The organism is Enterobacter sp. SST3, assembly GCF_000286655.1.
Classification (GTDB): Bacteria; Pseudomonadota; Gammaproteobacteria; order Enterobacterales; family Enterobacteriaceae; genus Enterobacter; species Enterobacter roggenkampii.
In genome coordinates, this window is record NZ_ALNS01000009.1 from 1 (window position 1) to 20,848 (window position 20,848).

Consider the following 20,848-nt stretch of genomic DNA (forward strand, 5'->3'; position numbering starts at 1 on the left):
CGGGTAAGCGCAGCGCCACCCGGCAGAAAGGCAACGTTACTGATGGTATCCGGAGAGGAAGCGGCCGAAACGGCTGATGGCCATTTCCAGGTCATCTTCGCGCGGCAGCGTCACGATACGCACGTGATCCGGCCACGGCCAGTTAAACGCCGTGCCCTGAACCAGCAGCACTTTTTCCTGCAGCAGGAAATCGAGCACCATTTTCTGGTCGTCGTGGATATTGAAGCGCTTTGCGTCAATTTTCGGGAACATATAGAGCGCCCCGTTCGGCTTCACGCAGGAGACGCCCGGAATATCGTTAATCAGTTCCCACGCGCGGTTACGCTGTTCGTACAGGCGACCGCCGGGCACGATAAACTCGCTGATGCTCTGATAGCCGCCGAGCGCGGTCTGGATCGCGTGCTGCGCCGGCACGTTGGCGCATAAACGCATGGAGGCCAGCATCTCCAGCCCTTCAATATAACCTTTGGCGTGCTTTTTCGGACCGTTTAACACCATCCAGCCCTGGCGGAAACCAGCCACGCGGTAGGTTTTGGACAGGCCGTTAAAGGTGACGGTCAGCAGGTCCGGGGCCAGCGCGGCGATGGAATGGTGCTGCGCCGCGTCGTAGAGGATCTTGTCGTAAATTTCGTCTGCAAAGATGATCAGGTTGTGCTGGCGGGCCAGCTCGACGATCTCCATCAGCAGCTCTTTTGAGTAGACCGCGCCTGTCGGGTTGTTGGGGTTAATAATGACGATACCGCGCGTGCGGGGCGTAATTTTTGCGCGTATATCATCCAGGTCCGGGAACCAGTCAGAGGATTCGTCGCACAGATAATGCACTGCTTTACCGCTGGACAGTGATACGGCAGCCGTCCACAGCGGATAGTCCGGCGCGGGTACCAGCATTTCGTCCCCGCTGTTCAGCAGGGCCTGCATTGCCTGCACAATCAGTTCGGAGACGCCGTTGCCGATATAGATATCTTCAACGGTAACATCACGCATACCGCGTGCCTGGTAGTGCTGCATAATGGCTTTACGTGCGGAGTAAAGTCCTTTTGAATCGCAATAGCCTTGTGCAGTCGGAAGGTTGCGGATCACATCAACCAGAATTTCATCCGGCGCTTCAAAACCAAATGGCGCAGGGTTACCAATGTTGAGTTTCAGTACCTTGTTGCCTTCTTCTTCAAGGCGTTTTGCCTCTTTCAGAACCGGGCCGCGGATGTCATAACAGACGTTATCTAGCTTGCTGGATTTTTCGATAGGGGACATGAACCTTTAACCTTTTCGCTATTATTGCCGCTCCCTGCCGTGGAAGTCAGCACGGAATAATGTACTCCCCCCTCGCTTCGTTTTGAAGGGTGTGCAGGAGAAGATTTTGTGCCCGGAGCAAATTATTGATGAATCTTTTTCGCTGCGCGTGCGCTTTTTCACTGTCTTAAAGTTGCGCGCTTAGCGAGAGGTTGGGTTAAATGTGCTATCCATTTGCCAAAATACTGTATAATGTGCTGTTAAAAATAAGTGGTAAGCTGGACAGAGGTGGCAATCACTCTGAGTGACTTTTCGTAAAACCTGAATGCTTGATACCTGTTTCTGTAATAGCATACTGTGGATAAAAGTTACTCATGTGAAATTAATGTTAAGTGCCATTAATGAATAGTCTTAATCTAAATTAAAATTTATTTATTATTAACCTATAAAATGCAACTTTAGTTAATTTTAATAAAATTAGTTTAGAAGCTTAACATTCTTCTTTAATCCTTAATATTGCAATAAGACTTATAAATAAAGTGGATTTGGGTTAAGATGTCTTCAAGGAAAGCAGAGGACAGATGCACGTTTTTTGTATATCTGACACTGGTTTTCTGAATTAATTGATTGTTATTGTTAGAGTTATCTCTGGCTGGAATGTGTCGCACATCTCCTGCTACGTTGACAGCGCTGCGATACAGATGGCAGAAAAGGTGTTATACCTTTAATGTAATTTACATAAACCTGCGAACATCTAAATATCCTGAACGTTTAAGAGAATAAAAATAACGTCATGAAACGTGCTTTCTGACTGTTGATATAAAGCAGCACAATAACTATCTGTCAGGCAGTCTGCCGGGCCGGGATGCGAGGGAAAATCTTCAGAGGGAATTGCTTAACTGTACACACACAGCTTCAACCCGGGCAGCTCCGCACGAGCAACCTGAAAGTGAATAGATATGATAAATGCAAATCGTCCGATAATGAATCTCGACCTCGATCTGCTGAGAACGTTTGTTGCGGTCGCCGATCTCAACACTTTTGCAGCAGCTGCTGCCGCCGTTTGCCGAACTCAGTCCGCCGTCAGCCAGCAAATGCAGCGGCTGGAGCAACTGGTTGGTAAAGAGCTATTTGCCCGTCACGGGCGTAATAAGCTCTTAACGGAACACGGTATTCAGCTTCTGGGTTATGCCAGGAAAATTCTTCGCTTTAATGATGAAGCATGTATGTCATTAATGTTTAGCAACCTTCAGGGCGTGCTAACGTTAGGTGCATCTGATGAGTCGGCGGATACTATATTGCCGTTTCTTCTCAATCGCATCAGTTCGGTTTATCCGAAGCTTGCGCTGGACGTTAGCGTAAAGCGTAATGCTTTTATGGTTGAGATGTTAAATGAGAATAAAGTCGACCTGGTGGTCACCACGCATCGTCCCGGGCAGTTTGATTGCCTGACGCTGCGTACATCACCTACGCACTGGTATTGCGCGGCCGAATACGTGCTGCAAAAAGGCGAGCCGGTGCCGCTGGTGTTACTGGATGACCCGAGCCCGTTCCGCGATATGGTGCTGACGGCGCTGAATGAGGCCAATATTCCGTGGCGTCTGGCGTATGTGGCGTCCACGCTGCCAGCGGTGCGTGCCGCCGTGAAAGCCGGTCTGGGTGTCACCGCCCGCCCGGTAGAAATGATGAGCCCCGATCTGCGCGTTCTGGGAAAATCTGATGGCCTGCCTGCGCTGCCGGATACGGAATATCTGCTCTGCCACAATTCGTCCAGCCATAACGAGCTGGCAAAGGTGGTGTTCGAGGCGATGGAAAACTACCATAACCCGTGGCAGTTCGAGCGCGTTACCTCCGAAGGGGGGGATGATTCCCTGATCGTTGAAGGGGATTTTGAGTGATCGCCAGCTCAAAATTCTGGTAACAAAATGTAAGTGTAAAAAAAAGCCACTCGTGTGATTTTCACATGCAGTGGCTTTTTTTTAGCAATAATACCCGCGTATGCCGCGTGGATTTCCGGGATATCCTCTATTTATCAATAAGCTAAATGCTTTTGATTAAAACTCATCCGTTTTCCGTTCTAACTTCATCCATATCCCCCCTATGTTAAAAAAACAGGAAATATGTTGCCGTTTTCCAGGTTGAATTAACAAAAGCGTGTCGCAGATCAAGAAAATACTCCTATTTGGGGGGAGGAATCGTTGGCAAATCCTGTCAAAATAGGAGGGTTATTTTTTTTACTTCCGAAACGGACACGATTCAACAACATACATTTGACGGAAAGTCATGTACCCACCAGGGTTAAAGGGCACCAAATGTTAATGAGAATCGCTCGATGTAATTTAATGTGAAGAAACCTTTGTTAAAGTTGACAATAGGTTATAGAAAGGAGTAAAAAACCCCATCATTTTGCTGTCTACGTCTCATTTCTGACAGTTAGTGTAAGGTTATTTGTTCCTCCCCATGAATCGATGTGATGCCCATCTGCCAGCAAGAGCAGTGTCGTTGGTATCACTTTTGATGAGTAAGCAATGAGTATGTCAACATCCACAGAAGTCATCGCTCATCACTGGGCATTCGCAATCTTTCTTATTGTAGCCATTGGCCTGTGCTGCCTGATGTTAGTCGGCGGCTGGTTCCTGGGCGGTCGCGCCCGTGCAAGGCACAAAAACACACCTTTCGAATCAGGTATTGATTCAGTAGGTACCGCTCGCTTACGCCTGTCTGCCAAGTTCTACCTGGTAGCCATGTTCTTCGTCATCTTCGACGTGGAAGCGCTTTACCTCTTCGCGTGGTCTACCTCCATTCGCGAAAGTGGTTGGGTGGGCTTTGTCGAGGCCGCAATTTTCATTTTAGTGCTACTGGCCGGTCTGGTTTATCTGGTGCGTATTGGCGCGCTTGACTGGACGCCTGCGCGTTCACGTCGTGAACACATCAACCCGGAAAACAGTATCTCTAATCGTCAGCAGTAACAGCGAGGCAATAAGATGGATTATACGCTCACCCGCATAGATCCTAACGGTGAGAATGACCGTTACCCCCTGCAAAAACAGGAGATCGTAACCGACCCCCTGGAGCAAGAAGTCAATAAAAGCGTGTACATGGGCAAACTCGAACATGCCATGCACGATATGGTCAACTGGGGTCGTAAGAACTCCATCTGGCCTTACAACTTTGGCCTTTCTTGCTGCTACGTTGAAATGGTGACGTCATTCACTGCGGTGCATGACGTTGCGCGTTTTGGGGCAGAGGTACTGCGTGCTTCCCCACGTCAGGCTGACCTGATGGTGGTGGCCGGTACCTGCTTTACCAAGATGGCACCTGTTATTCAGCGTCTTTATGACCAGATGCTGGAGCCAAAATGGGTTATCTCCATGGGCGCATGTGCTAACTCTGGCGGTATGTACGACATCTATTCCGTCGTACAGGGCGTAGATAAATTTATCCCAGTGGATGTGTACATCCCGGGTTGTCCGCCTCGTCCGGAAGCCTACATGCAGGCGCTGATGCTGCTGCAGGAGTCCATCGGTAAAGAACGTCGCCCACTGTCGTGGGTCGTTGGCGATCAGGGTGTGTATCGCGCGAACATGCAGTCTGAGCGCGAGCGTAAACGTGGTGAACGTATTGCCGTCACCAATCTGCGTACGCCTGACGAAATTTAATTTGCGCCTGTAGGCCTGGAGAACACCTTCGCATATCACTACTCAAATAGCGCGAAGCCAGGCTCAACAGTCACCACGGACCATTTGCAATGGTGAACAATATGACCGACTTAACCGCGCAAGAAGCCGCCTGGCAGACCCGGGATCATCTGGATGACCCAGTCATTGGCGAACTGCGCAACCGTTTTGGGCCGGATGCCTTTACTGTTCAGGCTACCCGCACCGGGGTACCCGTTGTTTGGGTGAAGCGTGAACAATTGCTGGAAGTTGTCGATTTCCTCAAGAAATTGCCAAAACCATACGTCATGCTGTTTGACTTACACGGCATGGATGAACGTCTCAGAACGCACCGCCAGGGTCTCCCTGCTGCGGATTTTTCCGTTTTCTACCACCTGATCTCAATAGACCGTAATACGGATATCATGCTCAAGGTGGCATTGTCTGAAAACGACATGCATCTGCCGACGATCACCAAACTTTTCCCGAACGCCAACTGGTACGAGCGTGAGACATGGGAAATGTTCGGGATGACCTTCGACGGCCACCCACACCTGACGCGCATCATGATGCCGCAGACCTGGACCGGCCACCCGCTGCGTAAAGACTACCCGGCACGTGCTACCGAATTCGATCCGTTTGAGCTGACCAAAGCCAAGCAGGATCTGGAGATGGAAGCGCTGACCTTCAAACCGGAAGACTGGGGCATGAAGCGCGGTACCGACAACGAGGACTTCATGTTCCTCAACCTCGGTCCGAACCACCCGTCTGCGCACGGTGCTTTCCGTATTATTCTTCAGCTTGATGGCGAAGAGATTGTCGACTGCGTGCCAGACATCGGCTACCACCACCGTGGTGCCGAAAAGATGGGCGAGCGTCAGTCCTGGCACAGCTACATTCCGTATACCGACCGTATCGAGTACCTCGGCGGCTGCGTCAACGAAATGCCATACGTGCTGGCCGTTGAGAAACTGGCAGGCATTACCGTGCCGGATCGCGTTAACGTGATTCGCGTCATGCTGTCAGAACTGTTCCGTATCAACAGCCACCTGCTGTACATCTCCACGTTCATTCAGGACGTCGGCGCGATGACCCCGGTCTTCTTCGCCTTTACCGACCGTCAGAAAATCTACGATCTGGTAGAAGCTATTACCGGTTTCCGTATGCACCCGGCCTGGTTCCGTATCGGCGGTGTGGCACACGATCTGCCGCGCGGCTGGGACCGTCTGCTGCGTGAATTCCTCGACTGGATGCCGAAACGTCTGGCGTCTTACGAGAAAGCCGCGCTGCGCAACACCATCCTGAAAGGCCGTTCCCAGGGCGTTGCTGCCTACGGCGCGAAAGAGGCGCTGGAGTGGGGGACGACAGGGGCAGGTCTGCGCGCAACCGGTATTGATTTCGACGTGCGTAAAGCCCGTCCTTACTCTGGCTACGAGAACTTCGACTTTGAAGTTCCGGTGGGCGGCGGCGTGTCCGACTGCTACACCCGCGTGATGCTGAAAGTGGAAGAGCTGCGCCAGAGTCTGCGCATCCTTGAGCAGTGCCTCAACAACATGCCGGAAGGCCCGTTCAAGGCGGATCACCCGCTGACCACGCCGCCACCGAAAGAGCGCACGCTGCAACATATCGAAACCCTGATCACCCACTTCCTGCAGGTTTCCTGGGGTCCGGTCATGCCGGCGCAAGAATCCTTCCAGATGATTGAAGCGACCAAGGGTATTAACAGTTACTACCTGACCAGTGACGGCAGCACCATGAGCTACCGTACTCGCGTGCGTACGCCGAGCTTTGCGCACCTGCAGCAGATCCCGTCCGCCATCCGCGGCAGTCTGGTCTCCGACCTGATTGTGTATCTGGGTAGTATCGATTTTGTTATGTCAGATGTGGACCGCTAATTATGCACGAGAATCAACAACCACAAACCGAGGCTTTTGAGCTGAGTGAAGCAGAACGTGCCGCCATTGAGCACGAGATGCACCACTACGAAGACCCGCGTGCGGCGTCCATTGAAGCGCTGAAAATCGTACAGAAACAGCGTGGTTGGGTGCCAGACGGGGCGATCTATGCGATCGCGAAAGTGCTGGGTATTCCGGCAAGTGACGTAGAAGGCGTAGCCACGTTCTACAGCCAGATCTTCCGTCAGCCGGTAGGCCGCCATGTGATCCGCTACTGTGACAGCGTGGTCTGCCACATCACCGGTTATCAGGGCATTCAGGCTGCGATTGAGAAGAAGCTCAATATCAAGCCGGGCCAGACCACGTTCGATGGGCGCTTTACTCTGCTGCCAACCTGCTGCCTGGGTAACTGCGACAAGGGGCCGACCATGATGATTGATGAGGACACTCACAGCCATCTGACGCCGGAAGCGATTCCTGACCTGCTGGAGCAGTACAAATGAAAACTGTAATTCGTACTGCTGAGACGCATCCACTGACCTGGCGTCTGCGTGATGACAAACAGCCGGTATGGCTCGACGAATATCAGAGCAAAAACGGCTATGCCGGTGCGCGTAAAGCCCTTGGCGGCATGGCGCCGGACGACATCGTTAACGCGGTAAAAGAGTCTGGCCTGAAAGGCCGCGGCGGCGCGGGCTTCTCCACCGGTCTGAAGTGGAGCCTGATGCCAAAAGACGAATCCATGAACATCCGTTACCTGCTGTGTAACGCCGATGAAATGGAGCCGGGCACCTATAAAGACCGCCTGCTGATGGAACAGCTGCCGCACCTGCTGGTGGAAGGCATGCTGATCTCCGCGTTCGCGCTGAAAGCGTACCGTGGCTACATCTTCCTGCGCGGTGAGTACATCGAAGCGGCGGAAAACCTGCGTCGCGCGATTGCCGAAGCCACCGAAGCGGGCCTGCTGGGCAAAAACATTCTCGGCACCGGGTTTGACTTCGAACTGTTCGTGCACACCGGCGCCGGGCGTTACATCTGCGGTGAAGAAACCGCGCTGATTAACTCCCTGGAAGGCCGTCGCGCGAACCCGCGTTCCAAGCCACCGTTCCCGGCAAGCTCCGGCGTATGGGGTAAACCGACCTGCGTAAACAACGTCGAAACCCTGTGTAACGTTCCGGCTATCCTCGCCAACGGCGTGGAGTGGTATCAGGGCATCTCCTCAAGCAAAGATGCCGGTACCAAGCTGATGGGCTTCTCCGGTCGCGTTAAAAATCCTGGCGTCTGGGAACTGCCGTTCGGTACTACCGCGCGTGAAATTCTTGAAGACTACGCGGGCGGCATGCGCGATGGCCTGAAATTCAAAGCCTGGCAGCCGGGTGGGGCAGGGACAGACTTCCTGACCGAAGCCCACCTTGACCTGCCGATGGAATTCGAAAGCATTGGTAAAGCAGGCAGCCGTCTGGGTACGGCGCTGGCGATGGCCGTCGACCACGAGATCGGCATGGTCTCGCTGGTGCGTAACCTGGAAGAGTTCTTCGCCCGTGAGTCCTGCGGCTGGTGCACACCGTGCCGAGATGGTCTGCCGTGGAGCGTGAAGATCCTGCGTGCAATCGAACGTGGCGAAGGCCAGCCTGGCGATATCGAGACACTTGAGCAACTGTGTCGATTCTTAGGCCCGGGTAAAACCTTCTGTGCCCACGCACCGGGTGCCGTCGAACCTCTGCAGAGCGCGATCAAATATTTCCGCGACGAGTTCGAAGCAGGCATCAAGCAGCCGTTCAGCAATACCCATGCGATCAATGGGATTCAGCCGAACCTGCTTAAAGCGCGCTGGTAACGACAAGAATTTTGATTAACGCTCGGTTTCGACCGAGCCAACTGGAAGCATGCTAATGGCTACGATTCATGTAGACGGCAAAGAATACGAAGTCAACGGGGCGGACAACCTGCTGGAAGCTTGTCTGTCTCTTGGCCTTGATATTCCGTACTTTTGCTGGCATCCGGCGCTGGGCAGCGTCGGTGCTTGCCGCCAGTGTGCGGTGAAGCAATATCAAAACGCGGAAGACACGCGTGGTCGCCTGGTGATGTCCTGTATGACGCCAGCCACCGAAGGCACCTTTATTTCGATTGATGACGAAGAAGCGAAACAGTTCCGCGAAAGCGTTGTGGAGTGGTTGATGACCAACCACCCGCACGACTGTCCGGTCTGTGAAGAGGGCGGAAACTGCCACCTTCAGGATATGACCGTGATGACCGGTCACAGCTTCCGTCGCTATCGCTTTACCAAGCGTACCCACCGTAACCAGGACCTGGGGCCGTTCATCTCTCACGAAATGAACCGCTGCATCGCCTGCTACCGCTGCGTGCGTTACTACAAAGATTACGCAGACGGTCAGGATCTGGGCGTGTATGGCGCACATGACAACGTCTACTTCGGTCGTCCGGAAGACGGTACGCTTGAGAGCGAATTCTCCGGTAACCTGGTGGAAATCTGTCCGACCGGCGTATTCACCGATAAAACCCACTCCGAGCGTTACAACCGTAAATGGGACATGCAGTTTGCGCCAAGCATCTGCCAGCAGTGTTCCCTCGGCTGTAACACCAGCCCGGGTGAGCGCTACGGCGAACTGCGCCGTATCGAAAACCGCTACAACGGTACCGTTAACCACTACTTCCTCTGCGACCGCGGTCGTTTCGGCTATGGCTATGTGAACCTGAAGGACCGTCCGCGTCAGCCGGTTCAGCGCCGTGGCGACGACTTCATTACCCTGAACGCTGAACAGGCGATGCAGGGCGCGGCAGATATTCTGCGCCAGTCGAAGAAAGTGATCGGCATCGGCTCCCCGCGCGCCAGCATCGAAAGCAACTTCGCGCTGCGCGAACTGGTCGGGGCGGAAAACTTTTATACCGGCATCGCCCAGGGCGAGCAGGAACGTCTGCAGCTGGTACTGAAAGTGCTGCGTGAAGGCGGTATCCATACCCCTGCGCTGCGCGAAATCGAATCGTATGATGCGGTCCTGGTGCTGGGTGAAGACCTGACCCAGACCGGCGCCCGCGCGGCTCTGGCGGTTCGTCAGGCGGTGAAGGGGAAAGCACGTGAAATGGCAGCGGCACAGAAAGTGGCTGACTGGCAGATTGCGGCGATCCTGAACATCGGTCAGCGCGCGAAGCATCCTCTGTTTGTGACGAACGTCGACAACACCCGTCTGGACGATATCGCCGCGTGGACCTACTGCGCACCGGTTGAAGATCAGGCGCGTCTTGGCTTTGCCATTGCCCACGCGCTGGACAACAACTCACCGGCCGTTGAGCTGGATCGCGACCTGCAGAGCAAGGTTGACGTGATTGTTCAGGCCCTGGCCGGTGCGAAGAAACCGCTGATTATTTCCGGTACCAACGCCGGTAGCGCAGAGATCATTCAGGCAGCAGCCAACGTGGCCAAAGCTCTGAAAGGCCGCGGTGCTGACGTTGGCGTGACCATGATTGCCCGTGCGGTGAACAGCATTGGTCTGGGCATGATTGGCGGCGGCTCGCTGGAAGCTGCGTTAAGCGAACTGGAGTCCGGTGCCGCTGACGCCGTGGTGGTGCTGGAAAACGACCTGCATCGTCATGCTTCTGCCGCTCGCGTTGACGCCGCGCTCTCCAAAGCGCCGCTGGTGATGGTGATTGACCATCAGCGCACCGCGATTATGGATAAAGCGCACCTGGTGCTCTCTGCGGCAAGCTTCGCAGAAAGCGACGGTACGGTTATCAACAACGAAGGCCGCGCACAGCGTTTCTTCCAGGTTTATGACCCGTCTTACTACGACAGCAACACCGTGATGCTGGAAAGCTGGCGCTGGCTGCACTCCCTGCACAGCACCGTGCAGAGCCGTGAAGTGGACTGGACGCAGCTCGACCATGTTATCGACGCGGTGGTGGAAAAACTGCCTCAGCTGGCAGGCATTAAAGATGCCGCGCCTGAAGCGAGCTTCCGCATTCGCGGCCAGAAACTGGCGCGTGAACCGCACCGTTACAGCGGCCGTACCGCAATGCGCGCCAACATCAGCGTGCACGAACCGCGCCAGCCGCAGGATAAAGACACCATGTTCGCCTTCTCCATGGAAGGGAACAACCAGCCGTCTGCGCCGCGTTCGCAAATCCCGTTCGCATGGGCACCGGGCTGGAACTCCCCGCAGGCATGGAACAAGTTCCAGGCTGAAGTGGGCGGCTCCCTGCGCCACGGCGATCCGGGCGTGCGTCTGATTGAAGCCTCCGAAACCGGTCTGGACTTCTTCACCACCGTACCGGCGAGCTTCCAGGCGCAGGACGGTAGCTGGCGTATTGCCCCGTACTACCACCTGTTCGGTAGCGACGAGCTGTCCCAGCGTTCACCGGTCTTCCAGACCCGCATGCCGCAGCCGTACATCAAGCTCAGCCCGGCGGACGCCGCGAAGCTTGGCGTTAACGCGGGCGCGAACATCGCCTTTAGCTATGACGGCCAGACCATCAGCCTGCCGCTGATTATTTCTGAAAGTCTGACAGCAGGGCAGGTCGGTCTGCCGATGGGTATGCCTGGCATCGCGCCGGTTCTGGCGGGTGCGCGTCTTGATAATCTGCAGGAGGCAAAAGCATGAGTTGGTTAACGCCGGATCTTATCGACATCCTGCTGAGCATTCTGAAAGCGATTGTTATCCTGCTGGTGGTGGTCACCTGCGGCGCGTTCATGAGCTTTGGTGAACGTCGTCTGCTCGGTCTGTTCCAGAACCGTTACGGACCGAACCGCGTGGGCTGGGGTGGTTCACTCCAGCTGGTCGCGGACATGATCAAGATGTTCTTTAAAGAGGACTGGATCCCGCGCTTCTCGGATCGCGTGATCTTTACTCTGGCACCGATGATCGCCTTCACCTCGCTGCTGCTGGCGTTTGCTATCGTTCCGGTCAGCCCGACCTGGGTGGTCGCTGACCTGAACATCGGCATTCTGTTCTTCCTGATGATGGCAGGTCTCGCGGTTTACGCGGTCCTGTTCGCAGGCTGGTCCAGTAACAACAAATACTCGCTGCTGGGTGCGATGCGTGCTTCCGCGCAGACGCTGAGCTACGAAGTGTTCCTGGGTCTCTCCCTGATGGGCGTGGTGGCGCAGGCCGGTTCATTTAACATGACCGACATCGTCAACAACCAGGCCGACATCTGGAACGTGATTCCGCAGTTCTTTGGGTTTATTACCTTTGCTATCGCGGGCGTGGCGGTGTGTCACCGTCACCCGTTTGACCAGCCAGAAGCCGAACAGGAACTGGCCGACGGTTACCACATCGAATATTCCGGTATGAAATTCGGTCTGTTCTTCGTGGGCGAGTACATCGGTATCGTCACCATTTCCGCGTTGATGGTAACGCTGTTCTTCGGTGGCTGGCATGGCCCGTTCTTACCGCCGTTCATCTGGTTCGCGCTGAAAACCGCGTTCTTCATGATGATGTTCATTTTGATTCGCGCAGCGTTACCGCGTCCGCGTTATGACCAGGTAATGTCCTTCGGCTGGAAAGTGTGCCTGCCGCTGACGCTCGTCAACTTGTTGGTAACGGCCGCTGTCATTCTCTGGCAGCAGCCATAAGGGGCAATAGACCATGACCTTAAAAGAATTACTGGTAGGCTTCGGTACCCAGGTACGCAGTATCTGGATGATCGGCCTGCACGCGTTTGCCAAACGCGAAACCCGGATGTACCCGGAAGAGCCGGTATATCTGCCGCCGCGCTACCGTGGCCGTATCGTGCTGACGCGCGACCCGGACGGTTCCGAGCGCTGCGTTGCCTGTAACCTGTGTGCGGTAGCGTGCCCGGTTGGCTGTATCTCTCTGCAGAAAGCCGAGACGGTAGACGGCCGCTGGTACCCTGAGTTCTTCCGCATCAACTTCTCACGCTGCATTTTCTGCGGTCTGTGTGAAGAAGCGTGCCCAACCACGGCGATTCAGCTCACCCCAGACTTCGAATTGGGTGAGTACAAGCGTCAGGATCTGGTGTACGAGAAAGAGGATCTGCTGATTTCCGGTCCGGGCAAATACCCGGAATATAACTTCTACCGGATGGCGGGTATGGCAATCGACGGCAAAGATAAGGGCGAAGCGGAGAACGAAGCCAAGCCTATCGACGTCAAGAGCCTGTTACCGTAAGGAGAGGGCAATGGAATTCGCTTTTTATATCTGTGGCCTTATCGCCATCCTGGCTACGCTGCGAGTGATTACGCACACCAATCCGGTGCATGCGCTGCTGTACTTAATCATCTCGCTGCTTGCCATTTCCGGGGTGTTCTTCGCACTGGGCGCGCACTTCGCCGGTGCGCTGGAAATCATCGTCTACGCCGGGGCCATCATGGTGCTGTTCGTGTTCGTCGTGATGATGCTGAACCTGGGCGGCTCTGAAATCGAGCAGGAACGTCAGTGGTTAAAACCGCAGGTGTGGATCGGCCCGGCAATTTTGTCGGCCATCATGCTGGTGGTGATCGTGTACGCCATTCTGGGTGTTAACGATCAGGGCATCGACGGCACGCCGATCGGCGCTAAAGAGGTCGGTATTACGCTCTTTGGCCCATACGTTCTGGCGGTTGAACTGGCCTCCATGCTGCTGCTGGCAGGTCTGGTTGTGGCCTTCCACGTTGGCCGCGAAGAGCGTGCTGGCGAGGTGCTGAGCAACCGCACTGACGACCGCGCGAAAAGAAAAACGGAGGAGCGCGCATGATCCCCTTAACACATGGACTGATCCTCGCTGCGATTTTATTCGTTCTGGGTCTGACTGGTCTGGTTATCCGCCGCAATCTGCTGTTTATGCTGATCGGGCTGGAAATCATGATTAACGCCTCCGCGCTGGCCTTCGTGGTCGCCGGAAGCTACTGGGGCCAGACCGATGGTCAGGTGATGTACATTCTCGCCATCAGCCTTGCGGCTGCCGAAGCGAGTATTGGCCTGGCGCTGTTGCTGCAGCTCCATCGTCGCCGCCAGAATCTGAACATCGATTCAGTAAGTGAGTTGCGTGGATGAACATGCTTGCCTTAACCATTATTTTTCCGCTGATTGGCTTCGTGCTGCTGGCGTTTTCTCGTGGCCGCTGGTCTGAGAATCTGTCTGCAACCGTCGGCATGGGCTCTGTTGGCCTGGCTGCGCTGGTGACAGCGTATGCGGGTATCGACTTCTTTAACAACGGGCGTCAGCCTTTCAGCGTGCCGCTGTGGACCTGGATGTCGGTCGGTGATTTCAACATCGGTTTCAACCTGGTGCTGGATGGTCTCTCCCTGACCATGCTCTCCGTGGTGACCGGCGTCGGCTTCCTGATCCACATGTTCGCCTCCTGGTATATGCGCGGTGAAGAGGGTTACTCCCGCTTCTTCGCCTACACCAACCTGTTTATCGCCAGCATGGTGGTTCTGGTGCTGGCCGATAACCTGCTGCTGATGTATCTGGGCTGGGAAGGCGTAGGTCTGTGCTCTTACCTGCTGATCGGTTTCTACTATACCGATCCGAAGAATGGCGCAGCGGCCATGAAAGCGTTCGTCGTGACCCGCGTGGGTGACGTCTTCCTCGCTTTCGCGCTGTTCATTCTTTACAACGAACTGGGCACGCTGAACTTCCGCGAAATGGTTGAACTGGCGCCAGCGCACTTCGCCGCAGGCAACAACATGCTGTGGTGGGCAACGCTGATGCTGCTGGGTGGTGCCGTGGGTAAATCCGCGCAGCTGCCGTTGCAGACATGGCTGGCCGACGCGATGGCGGGTCCAACCCCTGTCTCCGCGCTGATCCACGCTGCGACCATGGTCACCGCCGGTGTGTACCTGATTGCGCGTACCCATGGCCTGTTCCTGATGACTCCGGAAATTCTGCACCTGGTGGGTATCGTCGGTGCGGTCACGCTGGTGCTGGCAGGCTTTGCCGCGCTGGTGCAGACCGACATCAAGCGCGTTCTCGCGTACTCCACCATGAGCCAGATTGGTTACATGTTCCTCGCGCTGGGCGTTCAGGCGTGGGACGCGGCCATTTTCCACCTGATGACGCACGCGTTCTTTAAAGCGCTGCTGTTCCTCTCATCCGGTTCGGTGATTCTGGCCTGCCATCACGAGCAGAACATCTTCAAAATGGGCGGACTGCGTAAGTCCATTCCGCTGGTGTATGTCTGCTTCCTGGTGGGCGGCGCGGCGCTGGCGGCTCTGCCGCTGATCACCGCGGGCTTCTTCAGTAAGGACGAAATCCTTGCGGGTGCCATGGCGAATGGTCATATCAATCTGATGGTTGCGGGTCTGGTCGGTGCGTTCATGACCTCCCTGTATACCTTCCGTATGATTTTCATCGTATTCCACGGTAAAGAACAAATTCACGCTCACGCAGGGAAGGGGATTACCCATCACCTGCCGCTGATTGTGCTGCTGGTACTGTCCACCTTCGTTGGCGCGATGATTGTGCCTCCGCTGCAGGGCGTGCTGCCGGCGACAACCGAGCTTGAGCACGGTCGCGTTCTGACGCTTGAAATCACCTCCGGTGTGGTCGCTATCGCGGGCATCCTGATCGCCGCATGGCTGTGGCTGGGCAAACGTACGCTGGTCACTGCCGTGGCCAACAGTGCGCCGGGCCGCCTGCTGGGCACCTGGTGGTACAACGCGTGGGGCTTCGACTGGCTGTACGACATGATCTTCGTTAAGCCGTTCCTGGGCATCGCGTGGCTGCTGAAGCGCGACCCGCTGAACAGCCTGATGAACATCCCGGCGATCCTTTCCCGCTTTGCAGGCAAAGGCCTGCTGTACAGCGAGAACGGTTACCTGCGCTGGTATGTGGCGTCCATGAGCATCGGTGCGGTTGTGGTGCTGGCGCTGCTGATGGTGTTGCGTTGATCGTTAAGTGAATTTTATTCGAATTCGTTGAAAATCAGGCCCCTGCTGGGGGCCTTAAAAAGGAATGTAAATCGCCATGTTACTACCCTGGCTAATATTAATTCCCTTCATCGGCGGCTTCCTGTGCTGGCAGACTGAACGCTTTGGCGTGAAGATGCCGCGCTGGATCGCGCTGATCACCATGGGATTGACGCTCGCGCTTGGCCTGCAACTGTGGTTGCAGGGCGGTTACTCACTGACCCAGTCTGCGGGCATTCCGCAGTGGCAGTCTGAGTTCATCCTGCCGTGGATCCCGCGTTTCGGCATTACGATCCACCTGGCGATTGATGGTCTGTCGCTGCTGATGGTAGTGCTGACCGGCCTGCTCGGCGTTCTGGCGGTACTTTGCTCCTGGCGAGAAATCGAAAAATACCAGGGCTTCTTCCACCTGAACCTGATGTGGATCCTGGGCGGCGTGATCGGCGTGTTCCTTGCCATCGACATGTTCCTGTTCTTCTTCTTCTGGGAGATGATGCTGGTGCCGATGTACTTCCTGATCGCGCTGTGGGGCCACAAGGCGTCCGACGGTAAAACGCGTATCACGGCGGCAACCAAGTTCTTCATCTATACCCAGGCGAGTGGTCTGGTGATGTTGATTGCCATTCTGGCGCTGGTGTTTGTTCACCACAACGCGACCGGCACCTGGACCTTCAACTACGAAGACCTGCTGAAGACCCCAATGTCTCACGGCGTAGAATACCTGCTGATGCTGGGCTTCTTCATCGCCTTCGCGGTGAAAATGCCGGTGGTTCCGCTGCACGGCTGGCTGCCAGACGCGCACTCTCAGGCGCCAACGGCGGGTTCCGTTGACCTGGCGGGCATCTTGCTGAAAACCGCGGCCTACGGTCTGCTGCGCTTTGCACTGCCGCTGTTCCCGAACGCCTCCGCAGAGTTCGCACCGATTGCCATGTGGCTGGGTGTGATCGGTATCTTCTACGGTGCCTGGATGGCCTTCACCCAGTACGACATCAAGCGTCTGATTGCCTACACCTCCGTTTCCCACATGGGCTTCGTGCTGATTGCTATCTACACCGGCAGCCAGCTGGCGTACCAGGGTGCGGTGATCCAGATGATTGCGCACGGTCTGTCCGCAGCCGGTCTCTTCATCCTGTGCGGCCAGCTGTACGAACGTCTGCACACCCGCGACATGCGTATGATGGGCGGTCTGTGGAGCAAAATTAAGTGGCTGCCAGCGCTCTCCATGTTCTTCGCGGTGGCGACTCTGGGGATGCCGGGCACCGGTAACTTTGTCGGCGAATTTATGATTCTGTTCGGCAGCTTCAAAGTGGTACCGGTGATTACCGTGATCTCCACCTTTGGTCTGGTGTTCGCTTCCGTCTACTCGCTGGCGATGCTGCACCGCGCTTACTTCGGTAAAGCGAAGAGCGAAATTGCTGCACAAGAACTGCCGGGGATGTCGCTGCGTGAGCTGTTCATCATCCTGCTGCTGGTCGTACTGCTGGTGCTGCTGGGCTTCTTCCCGCAGCCGATTCTGGATACCTCGCACAGCGCGATGGGCAATATCCAGCAGTGGTTTGTTAATTCTGTTTCTACTACAAGGCCGTAATTCGCCATGACAATAACTCCACAACAACTGATCGCGCTGCTACCGCTGCTGATCGTCGGATTGACGGTGGTGGTTGTGATGCTCTCCATTGCGTGGCGACGCAATCACTTCCTGAATGCCACGCTGTCGGTCATCGGCCTGAACGCCGCGTTAGTCTCACTCTGGTTTGTTGGCCAGGGTGGGGCGATGGACGTCACCCCGCTGATGCGCGTTGACGGTTACGCCATGCTGTATACCGGTCTGGTGCTGCTGGCGAGCCTGGCAACCTGTACCTTTGCGTACCCGTGGCTCGAAGGCTACAACGACAACAAAGAAGAGTTTTACCTGCTGGTTCTGATTGCCGCGCTGGGCGGCATTCTGCTGGCGAATGCTAACCACCTGGCCGCGCTGTTCCTCGGCATTGAGCTGATCTCTCTGCCGCTGTTCGGTCTGATTGGTTACGCCTTCCGCCAGAAGCGCTCGCTGGAAGCAAGCATCAAGTACACCATCCTGTCTGCGGCGGCGTCCTCGTTCCTGCTGTTTGGTATTGCGCTGGTGTACGCACAGTCCGGTAACCTCTCCTTTATGGCGCTCGGCAAGAGCCTCGGTGACGGCATGCTGCATGAGCCGCTGCTGCTGGCGGGTCTGGGCATGATGATTGTTGGCCTTGGCTTCAAACTCTCTCTTGTCCCGTTCCACCTGTGGACGCCAGACGTCTACCAGGGCGCGCCAGCGCCGGTGTCGACCTTCCTGGCGACGGCGAGCAAAATCGCCATCTTCGGGGTGGTGATGCGTCTGTTCCTGTACGCGCCGGTGGGTGACAGCGAAGCGGTTCGCGTGGTGCTGGGCATCATCGCGTTCGTCTCCATCATCTTCGGTAACCTGATGGCGCTGAGCCAGACCAACATCAAGCGTCTGCTGGGCTACTCGTCTATCTCTCATCTGGGCTACCTGATGGTGGCGCTGATTGCGCTGCAGAGCGGTGAGATGTCGATGGAAGCCGTGGGCGTGTATCTGGCCGGCTACCTGTTCAGCAGCCTCGGCGCCTTCGGCGTGGTGAGCCTGATGTCCAGCCCGTACCGTGGTCCGGATGCCGATTCACTGTTCTCTTACCGTGGTCTGTTCTGGCACCGTCCGATCCTGTCCGCCGTAATGACCGTGATGATGCTCTCTCTGGCCGGTATTCCGATGACGCTTGGCTTTATCGGTAAGTTCTACGTGCTGGCCGTCGGTGTGCAGGCGCACCTGTGGTGGCTGACTGCGGGCGTGGTGATCGGCTCCGCGATTGGTCTCTACTACTACCTGCGCGTGGCCGTGAGCCTGTACCTGAGCGCACCTCAGCAGCTCAATCGTGATGCTCCAGGCAACTGGCAGTACAGCGCTGGTGGTATCGTGGTACTCATCTCCGCGCTGCTGGTGCTGATCTTCGGTATCTATCCGCAACCGCTGATTGATATCGTGCAGCGCGCGATGCCATTAATGTAAAAACAAAAACCCGCCTCGGCGGGTTTTTTATTGCCCAGCGTCGCTACGCTTGCAGGGCCTACGGGTTTTGTAGCTCGGGTAAGCGTAGCGCCACCCGACTAAGCCAGCTGTTTACGGCTAATCAACGGCCCGTCAATCTTCTTCATCGAGCGGTCCAGCACTTCCTCAATCACTGACGACAGCTCGTTCAGCTCAAACTTCGCGACGTAGCCATCCGCCTTCACCTTGCGAATATGGTCTTCGTTGGCGTTGCCGGAAAGGGAAGAGTGGATCACCACCGGAATATCTTTCAGTACCGGATCGGTTTTGATTTTGCGCGTCAGCGTAAAACCGTCCATCTCCGGCATTTCGAGGTCGGTCAGCACCAGCGCGATCTTATCGGTGATCGGCACGCCCTCAGCCTGCGCCTGCGCGGCCAGCACGCCAATTTTTTCCCACGCGTCTTTGCCGGTGATGTGCAGCTGCGCCGGGATCTCCATCGCCTGCAGACCTTTCTCCAGCATCGAACGCGCCACTTTGGAATCTTCCGCCACAATCGCGACCGCGCCCGGCTTGATATTGAACTTGGTGGTTTTCAGATTGGTGGCGTGCAGATCGTGGTTGGCCGGGGTGATGTCATACAGGATCTGCTCAACGTCAAGCACCATCGCCAGATCGTTGGTATCCGTTTTCTCATCCAGGCAGGCAATGCTGGTGATATAGCGACCGCTGACGGCGGTTTCTGCCGCGTGCACCTGCTTCCAGTCCAGACGCATGATGTTCTCAACCGACTCCACGGCAAACGCCTGCACGCTGCGTGCATATTCGGTGATCAGCAGGATATTCAGCCCGGTGGTGGGCTTACAGCCCGCCACGGCGGCCAGGTCAATCACCGGGATCACCTGATCGCGGATATTCACCATTCCCATCAGCGGTGATTTCATCCCGGCGGGTTTCGTGAACTCCGGCATCGGCACAATTTCACGCAGCTTAAAGACGTTAATGCCAAACAGCTCAGATTTATTTTCGTTAAGAGAGGTGCCAAGACGGAACAGCAACAGTTCAAAACGGTTCGACAGGGTCAGATTCGCCCTGTCATCAATATCTTTCTGGAAATTATCCATTCTACCCTCGAGAGAAATGCTGACCTTTTAATCGTTATCGGCATCCTGAGGGAAAAATGAAGGACTAAACGCTGACCTGAGCGAAATCTTCGGCCAGCTCACATTCCGGGAACAGCGCGCGGCACTCTGCCAGCAGCTTTTCACAGCCCCGCGCGTCGTAGCGCGAGCTGACGTGGGTGATGATGAGCCTCCCGACGCCCGCGTCACGTGCTAGCTGCGCCGCCTGACGCGTGGAGCTATGGCCCCGGCCGTTGGCTTTCTCTTCCATCGCCGTTTCAAGCGTCGCTTCATGCACCATCACGTCCACACCCTGGGCAAGCGTGAGCGCCGCCCGGCACGGGGCCGTGTCGCCAAAGATCGCCAGCTTCTTGCCGGGCTGCGGTGCGGCGAGATAATCCTGCCCATTGATGACGCGCCCGTCCTCCAGCGTGACGGTCTCGCCGTGCTTCAGGCGCTGGAACAGCGGCCCGGGTTTTACGCCATCGGCCATTAGCGCGGCGGCATCCAGCGCGCCGGGTTTGTCATGCGCGTCAATACGGTATCCATAGCATTCCACAGGGTGATTGAGCGGCTGAGCACTCACCTTATAATCGCCGTCATCGAAAATCAGGCCTTCGCTAATCTCAACGACCTCCAGCGGATAATCCGTCCACGACCCGCTCAGGCGCAGCGTGGTTTCAACAAATTCACGAATACCCGCAGGCCCGTAAATCGTCAGCGGGTTGGCGTTACCGGCCATCGAGCGGCTGCACAGCAGGCCGGGAAGGCCAAACAGATGGTCGCCATGCAGATGGGTGATAAAAATTTTATCCAGCTTGCCGGGGTGATAAGCGGTGTGTAGCAGCTGATGCTGCGTCCCTTCACCACAGTCAAACAGCCACAGCCCGCCGCGGGGGGGGTGTTTAAGATCCAGCAGTATCGCCGTCACATTCCGTGAGCGGGTTGGCACGCCCGCGGACGTACCCAGAAAAATCAGTTCCATAACGCAATCAGCCCTTTGCTGAACGGGGAGGGGTTTAGTATAACGTGATGAACCCCAGGAAGGA

17 protein-coding genes are annotated in these 20,848 nt (G+C 55.9%); 14 read left to right on the forward strand and 3 right to left on the reverse strand.

The window, feature by feature from the left end:
• Nucleotides 1-36: 36 nt before the first annotated feature.
• Nucleotides 37-1,251, reverse strand: coding sequence for an alanine transaminase AlaA (gene alaA, locus B498_RS16735; RefSeq protein WP_008500204.1), 1,215 nt, complete (start codon nucleotides 1,249-1,251; stop codon nucleotides 37-39).
• Between the two features lie 938 nt (nucleotides 1,252-2,189).
• Between alaA and lrhA the strand changes: the two genes are divergently transcribed.
• From lrhA to nuoN, 14 genes are all read left to right on the forward strand, one after another.
• Nucleotides 2,190-3,128, forward strand: a complete 939-nt coding sequence (gene lrhA, locus B498_RS16730; protein WP_021241557.1) for a transcriptional regulator LrhA — start codon at nucleotides 2,190-2,192, stop codon at nucleotides 3,126-3,128.
• Nucleotides 3,129-3,758: 630 nt separating this feature from the next.
• On the forward strand, nucleotides 3,759-4,199 hold the full coding sequence (nuoA, locus tag B498_RS16725) for an NADH-quinone oxidoreductase subunit NuoA (RefSeq protein ID WP_006176516.1): 441 nt from the start codon (nucleotides 3,759-3,761) through the stop codon (nucleotides 4,197-4,199).
• A 15-nt stretch (nucleotides 4,200-4,214) separates the two neighbouring features.
• Complete coding sequence (gene nuoB, locus B498_RS16720; protein WP_003861482.1) at nucleotides 4,215-4,889, forward strand: NADH-quinone oxidoreductase subunit NuoB; 675 nt, start codon at nucleotides 4,215-4,217, stop codon at nucleotides 4,887-4,889.
• 89 nt (nucleotides 4,890-4,978) lie between these two features.
• Complete coding sequence (gene nuoC / locus B498_RS16715) at nucleotides 4,979-6,781, forward strand: NADH-quinone oxidoreductase subunit C/D (protein WP_008500207.1); 1,803 nt, start codon at nucleotides 4,979-4,981, stop codon at nucleotides 6,779-6,781.
• Between the two features lie 2 nt (nucleotides 6,782-6,783).
• Nucleotides 6,784-7,284, forward strand: a complete 501-nt coding sequence (gene nuoE / locus B498_RS16710; RefSeq protein WP_008500208.1) for an NADH-quinone oxidoreductase subunit NuoE — start codon at nucleotides 6,784-6,786, stop codon at nucleotides 7,282-7,284.
• A complete protein-coding gene (nuoF, locus tag B498_RS16705; protein WP_008500209.1) occupies nucleotides 7,281-8,618 on the forward strand; it encodes an NADH-quinone oxidoreductase subunit NuoF in 1,338 nt (445 codons plus the stop codon). Before nuoE ends, nuoF begins: the two co-directional genes overlap by 4 nt.
• Before the next feature lie 55 nt (nucleotides 8,619-8,673).
• Nucleotides 8,674-11,397: an NADH-quinone oxidoreductase subunit NuoG gene (gene nuoG, locus B498_RS16700; RefSeq protein ID WP_008500210.1), complete on the forward strand. Its 2,724-nt coding sequence runs from the start codon at nucleotides 8,674-8,676 to the stop codon at nucleotides 11,395-11,397.
• A complete protein-coding gene (gene nuoH / locus B498_RS16695) occupies nucleotides 11,394-12,371 on the forward strand; it encodes an NADH-quinone oxidoreductase subunit NuoH (RefSeq protein ID WP_008500211.1) in 978 nt (325 codons plus the stop codon). The genes nuoG and nuoH overlap by 4 nt, the downstream gene beginning before the upstream one ends.
• 13 nt (nucleotides 12,372-12,384) lie before the next feature.
• Nucleotides 12,385-12,927: an NADH-quinone oxidoreductase subunit NuoI gene (nuoI, locus tag B498_RS16690; RefSeq protein ID WP_003861491.1), complete on the forward strand. Its 543-nt coding sequence runs from the start codon at nucleotides 12,385-12,387 to the stop codon at nucleotides 12,925-12,927.
• Between the two features lie 10 nt (nucleotides 12,928-12,937).
• Nucleotides 12,938-13,492, forward strand: a complete 555-nt coding sequence (gene nuoJ, locus B498_RS16685) for an NADH-quinone oxidoreductase subunit J (RefSeq protein ID WP_008500212.1) — start codon at nucleotides 12,938-12,940, stop codon at nucleotides 13,490-13,492.
• Nucleotides 13,489-13,791 (forward strand): NADH-quinone oxidoreductase subunit NuoK, encoded by a 303-nt coding sequence (nuoK, locus tag B498_RS16680; protein ID WP_003861496.1) that lies wholly within the window; start codon nucleotides 13,489-13,491, stop codon nucleotides 13,789-13,791. Before nuoJ ends, nuoK begins: the two co-directional genes overlap by 4 nt.
• Nucleotides 13,788-15,629, forward strand: coding sequence for an NADH-quinone oxidoreductase subunit L (nuoL, locus tag B498_RS16675; RefSeq protein ID WP_008500213.1), 1,842 nt, complete (start codon nucleotides 13,788-13,790; stop codon nucleotides 15,627-15,629). Before nuoK ends, nuoL begins: the two co-directional genes overlap by 4 nt.
• A 76-nt stretch (nucleotides 15,630-15,705) precedes the next feature.
• Complete coding sequence (gene nuoM / locus B498_RS16670; RefSeq protein ID WP_008500214.1) at nucleotides 15,706-17,235, forward strand: NADH-quinone oxidoreductase subunit M; 1,530 nt, start codon at nucleotides 15,706-15,708, stop codon at nucleotides 17,233-17,235.
• 6 nt (nucleotides 17,236-17,241) lie between these two features.
• Complete coding sequence (gene nuoN, locus B498_RS16665) at nucleotides 17,242-18,699, forward strand: NADH-quinone oxidoreductase subunit NuoN (RefSeq protein ID WP_008500215.1); 1,458 nt, start codon at nucleotides 17,242-17,244, stop codon at nucleotides 18,697-18,699.
• A 98-nt stretch (nucleotides 18,700-18,797) separates the two neighbouring features.
• Here nuoN and B498_RS16660 read toward each other — a convergent pair whose 3' ends face one another.
• Entirely contained in the window at nucleotides 18,798-19,802 is a 1,005-nt protein-coding gene (locus B498_RS16660; RefSeq protein ID WP_008500216.1) for a chemotaxis protein, read from the reverse strand.
• Nucleotides 19,803-19,866: 64 nt separating this feature from the next.
• On the reverse strand, nucleotides 19,867-20,784 hold the full coding sequence (gene rbn, locus B498_RS16655; protein ID WP_008500217.1) for a ribonuclease BN: 918 nt from the start codon (nucleotides 20,782-20,784) through the stop codon (nucleotides 19,867-19,869).
• Nucleotides 20,785-20,848 lie beyond the last annotated feature (64 nt).

Coding starts and splice junctions, on each gene's coding strand:
- alaA (WP_008500204.1), bottom strand. CDS start 1,251: ATGTCCCCTATCGAAAAATCCAGCAAGCTAGATAACGTCTGTTATGAC.
- lrhA (WP_021241557.1), top strand. CDS start 2,190: ATGATAAATGCAAATCGTCCGATAATGAATCTCGACCTCGATCTGCTG.
- nuoA (WP_006176516.1), top strand. CDS start 3,759: ATGAGTATGTCAACATCCACAGAAGTCATCGCTCATCACTGGGCATTC.
- nuoB (WP_003861482.1), top strand. CDS start 4,215: ATGGATTATACGCTCACCCGCATAGATCCTAACGGTGAGAATGACCGT.
- nuoC (WP_008500207.1), top strand. CDS start 4,979: ATGGTGAACAATATGACCGACTTAACCGCGCAAGAAGCCGCCTGGCAG.
- nuoE (WP_008500208.1), top strand. CDS start 6,784: ATGCACGAGAATCAACAACCACAAACCGAGGCTTTTGAGCTGAGTGAA.
- nuoF (WP_008500209.1), top strand. CDS start 7,281: ATGAAAACTGTAATTCGTACTGCTGAGACGCATCCACTGACCTGGCGT.
- nuoG (WP_008500210.1), top strand. CDS start 8,674: ATGGCTACGATTCATGTAGACGGCAAAGAATACGAAGTCAACGGGGCG.
- nuoH (WP_008500211.1), top strand. CDS start 11,394: ATGAGTTGGTTAACGCCGGATCTTATCGACATCCTGCTGAGCATTCTG.
- nuoI (WP_003861491.1), top strand. CDS start 12,385: ATGACCTTAAAAGAATTACTGGTAGGCTTCGGTACCCAGGTACGCAGT.
- nuoJ (WP_008500212.1), top strand. CDS start 12,938: ATGGAATTCGCTTTTTATATCTGTGGCCTTATCGCCATCCTGGCTACG.
- nuoK (WP_003861496.1), top strand. CDS start 13,489: ATGATCCCCTTAACACATGGACTGATCCTCGCTGCGATTTTATTCGTT.
- nuoL (WP_008500213.1), top strand. CDS start 13,788: ATGAACATGCTTGCCTTAACCATTATTTTTCCGCTGATTGGCTTCGTG.
- nuoM (WP_008500214.1), top strand. CDS start 15,706: ATGTTACTACCCTGGCTAATATTAATTCCCTTCATCGGCGGCTTCCTG.
- nuoN (WP_008500215.1), top strand. CDS start 17,242: ATGACAATAACTCCACAACAACTGATCGCGCTGCTACCGCTGCTGATC.
- B498_RS16660 (WP_008500216.1), bottom strand. CDS start 19,802: ATGGATAATTTCCAGAAAGATATTGATGACAGGGCGAATCTGACCCTG.
- rbn (WP_008500217.1), bottom strand. CDS start 20,784: ATGGAACTGATTTTTCTGGGTACGTCCGCGGGCGTGCCAACCCGCTCA.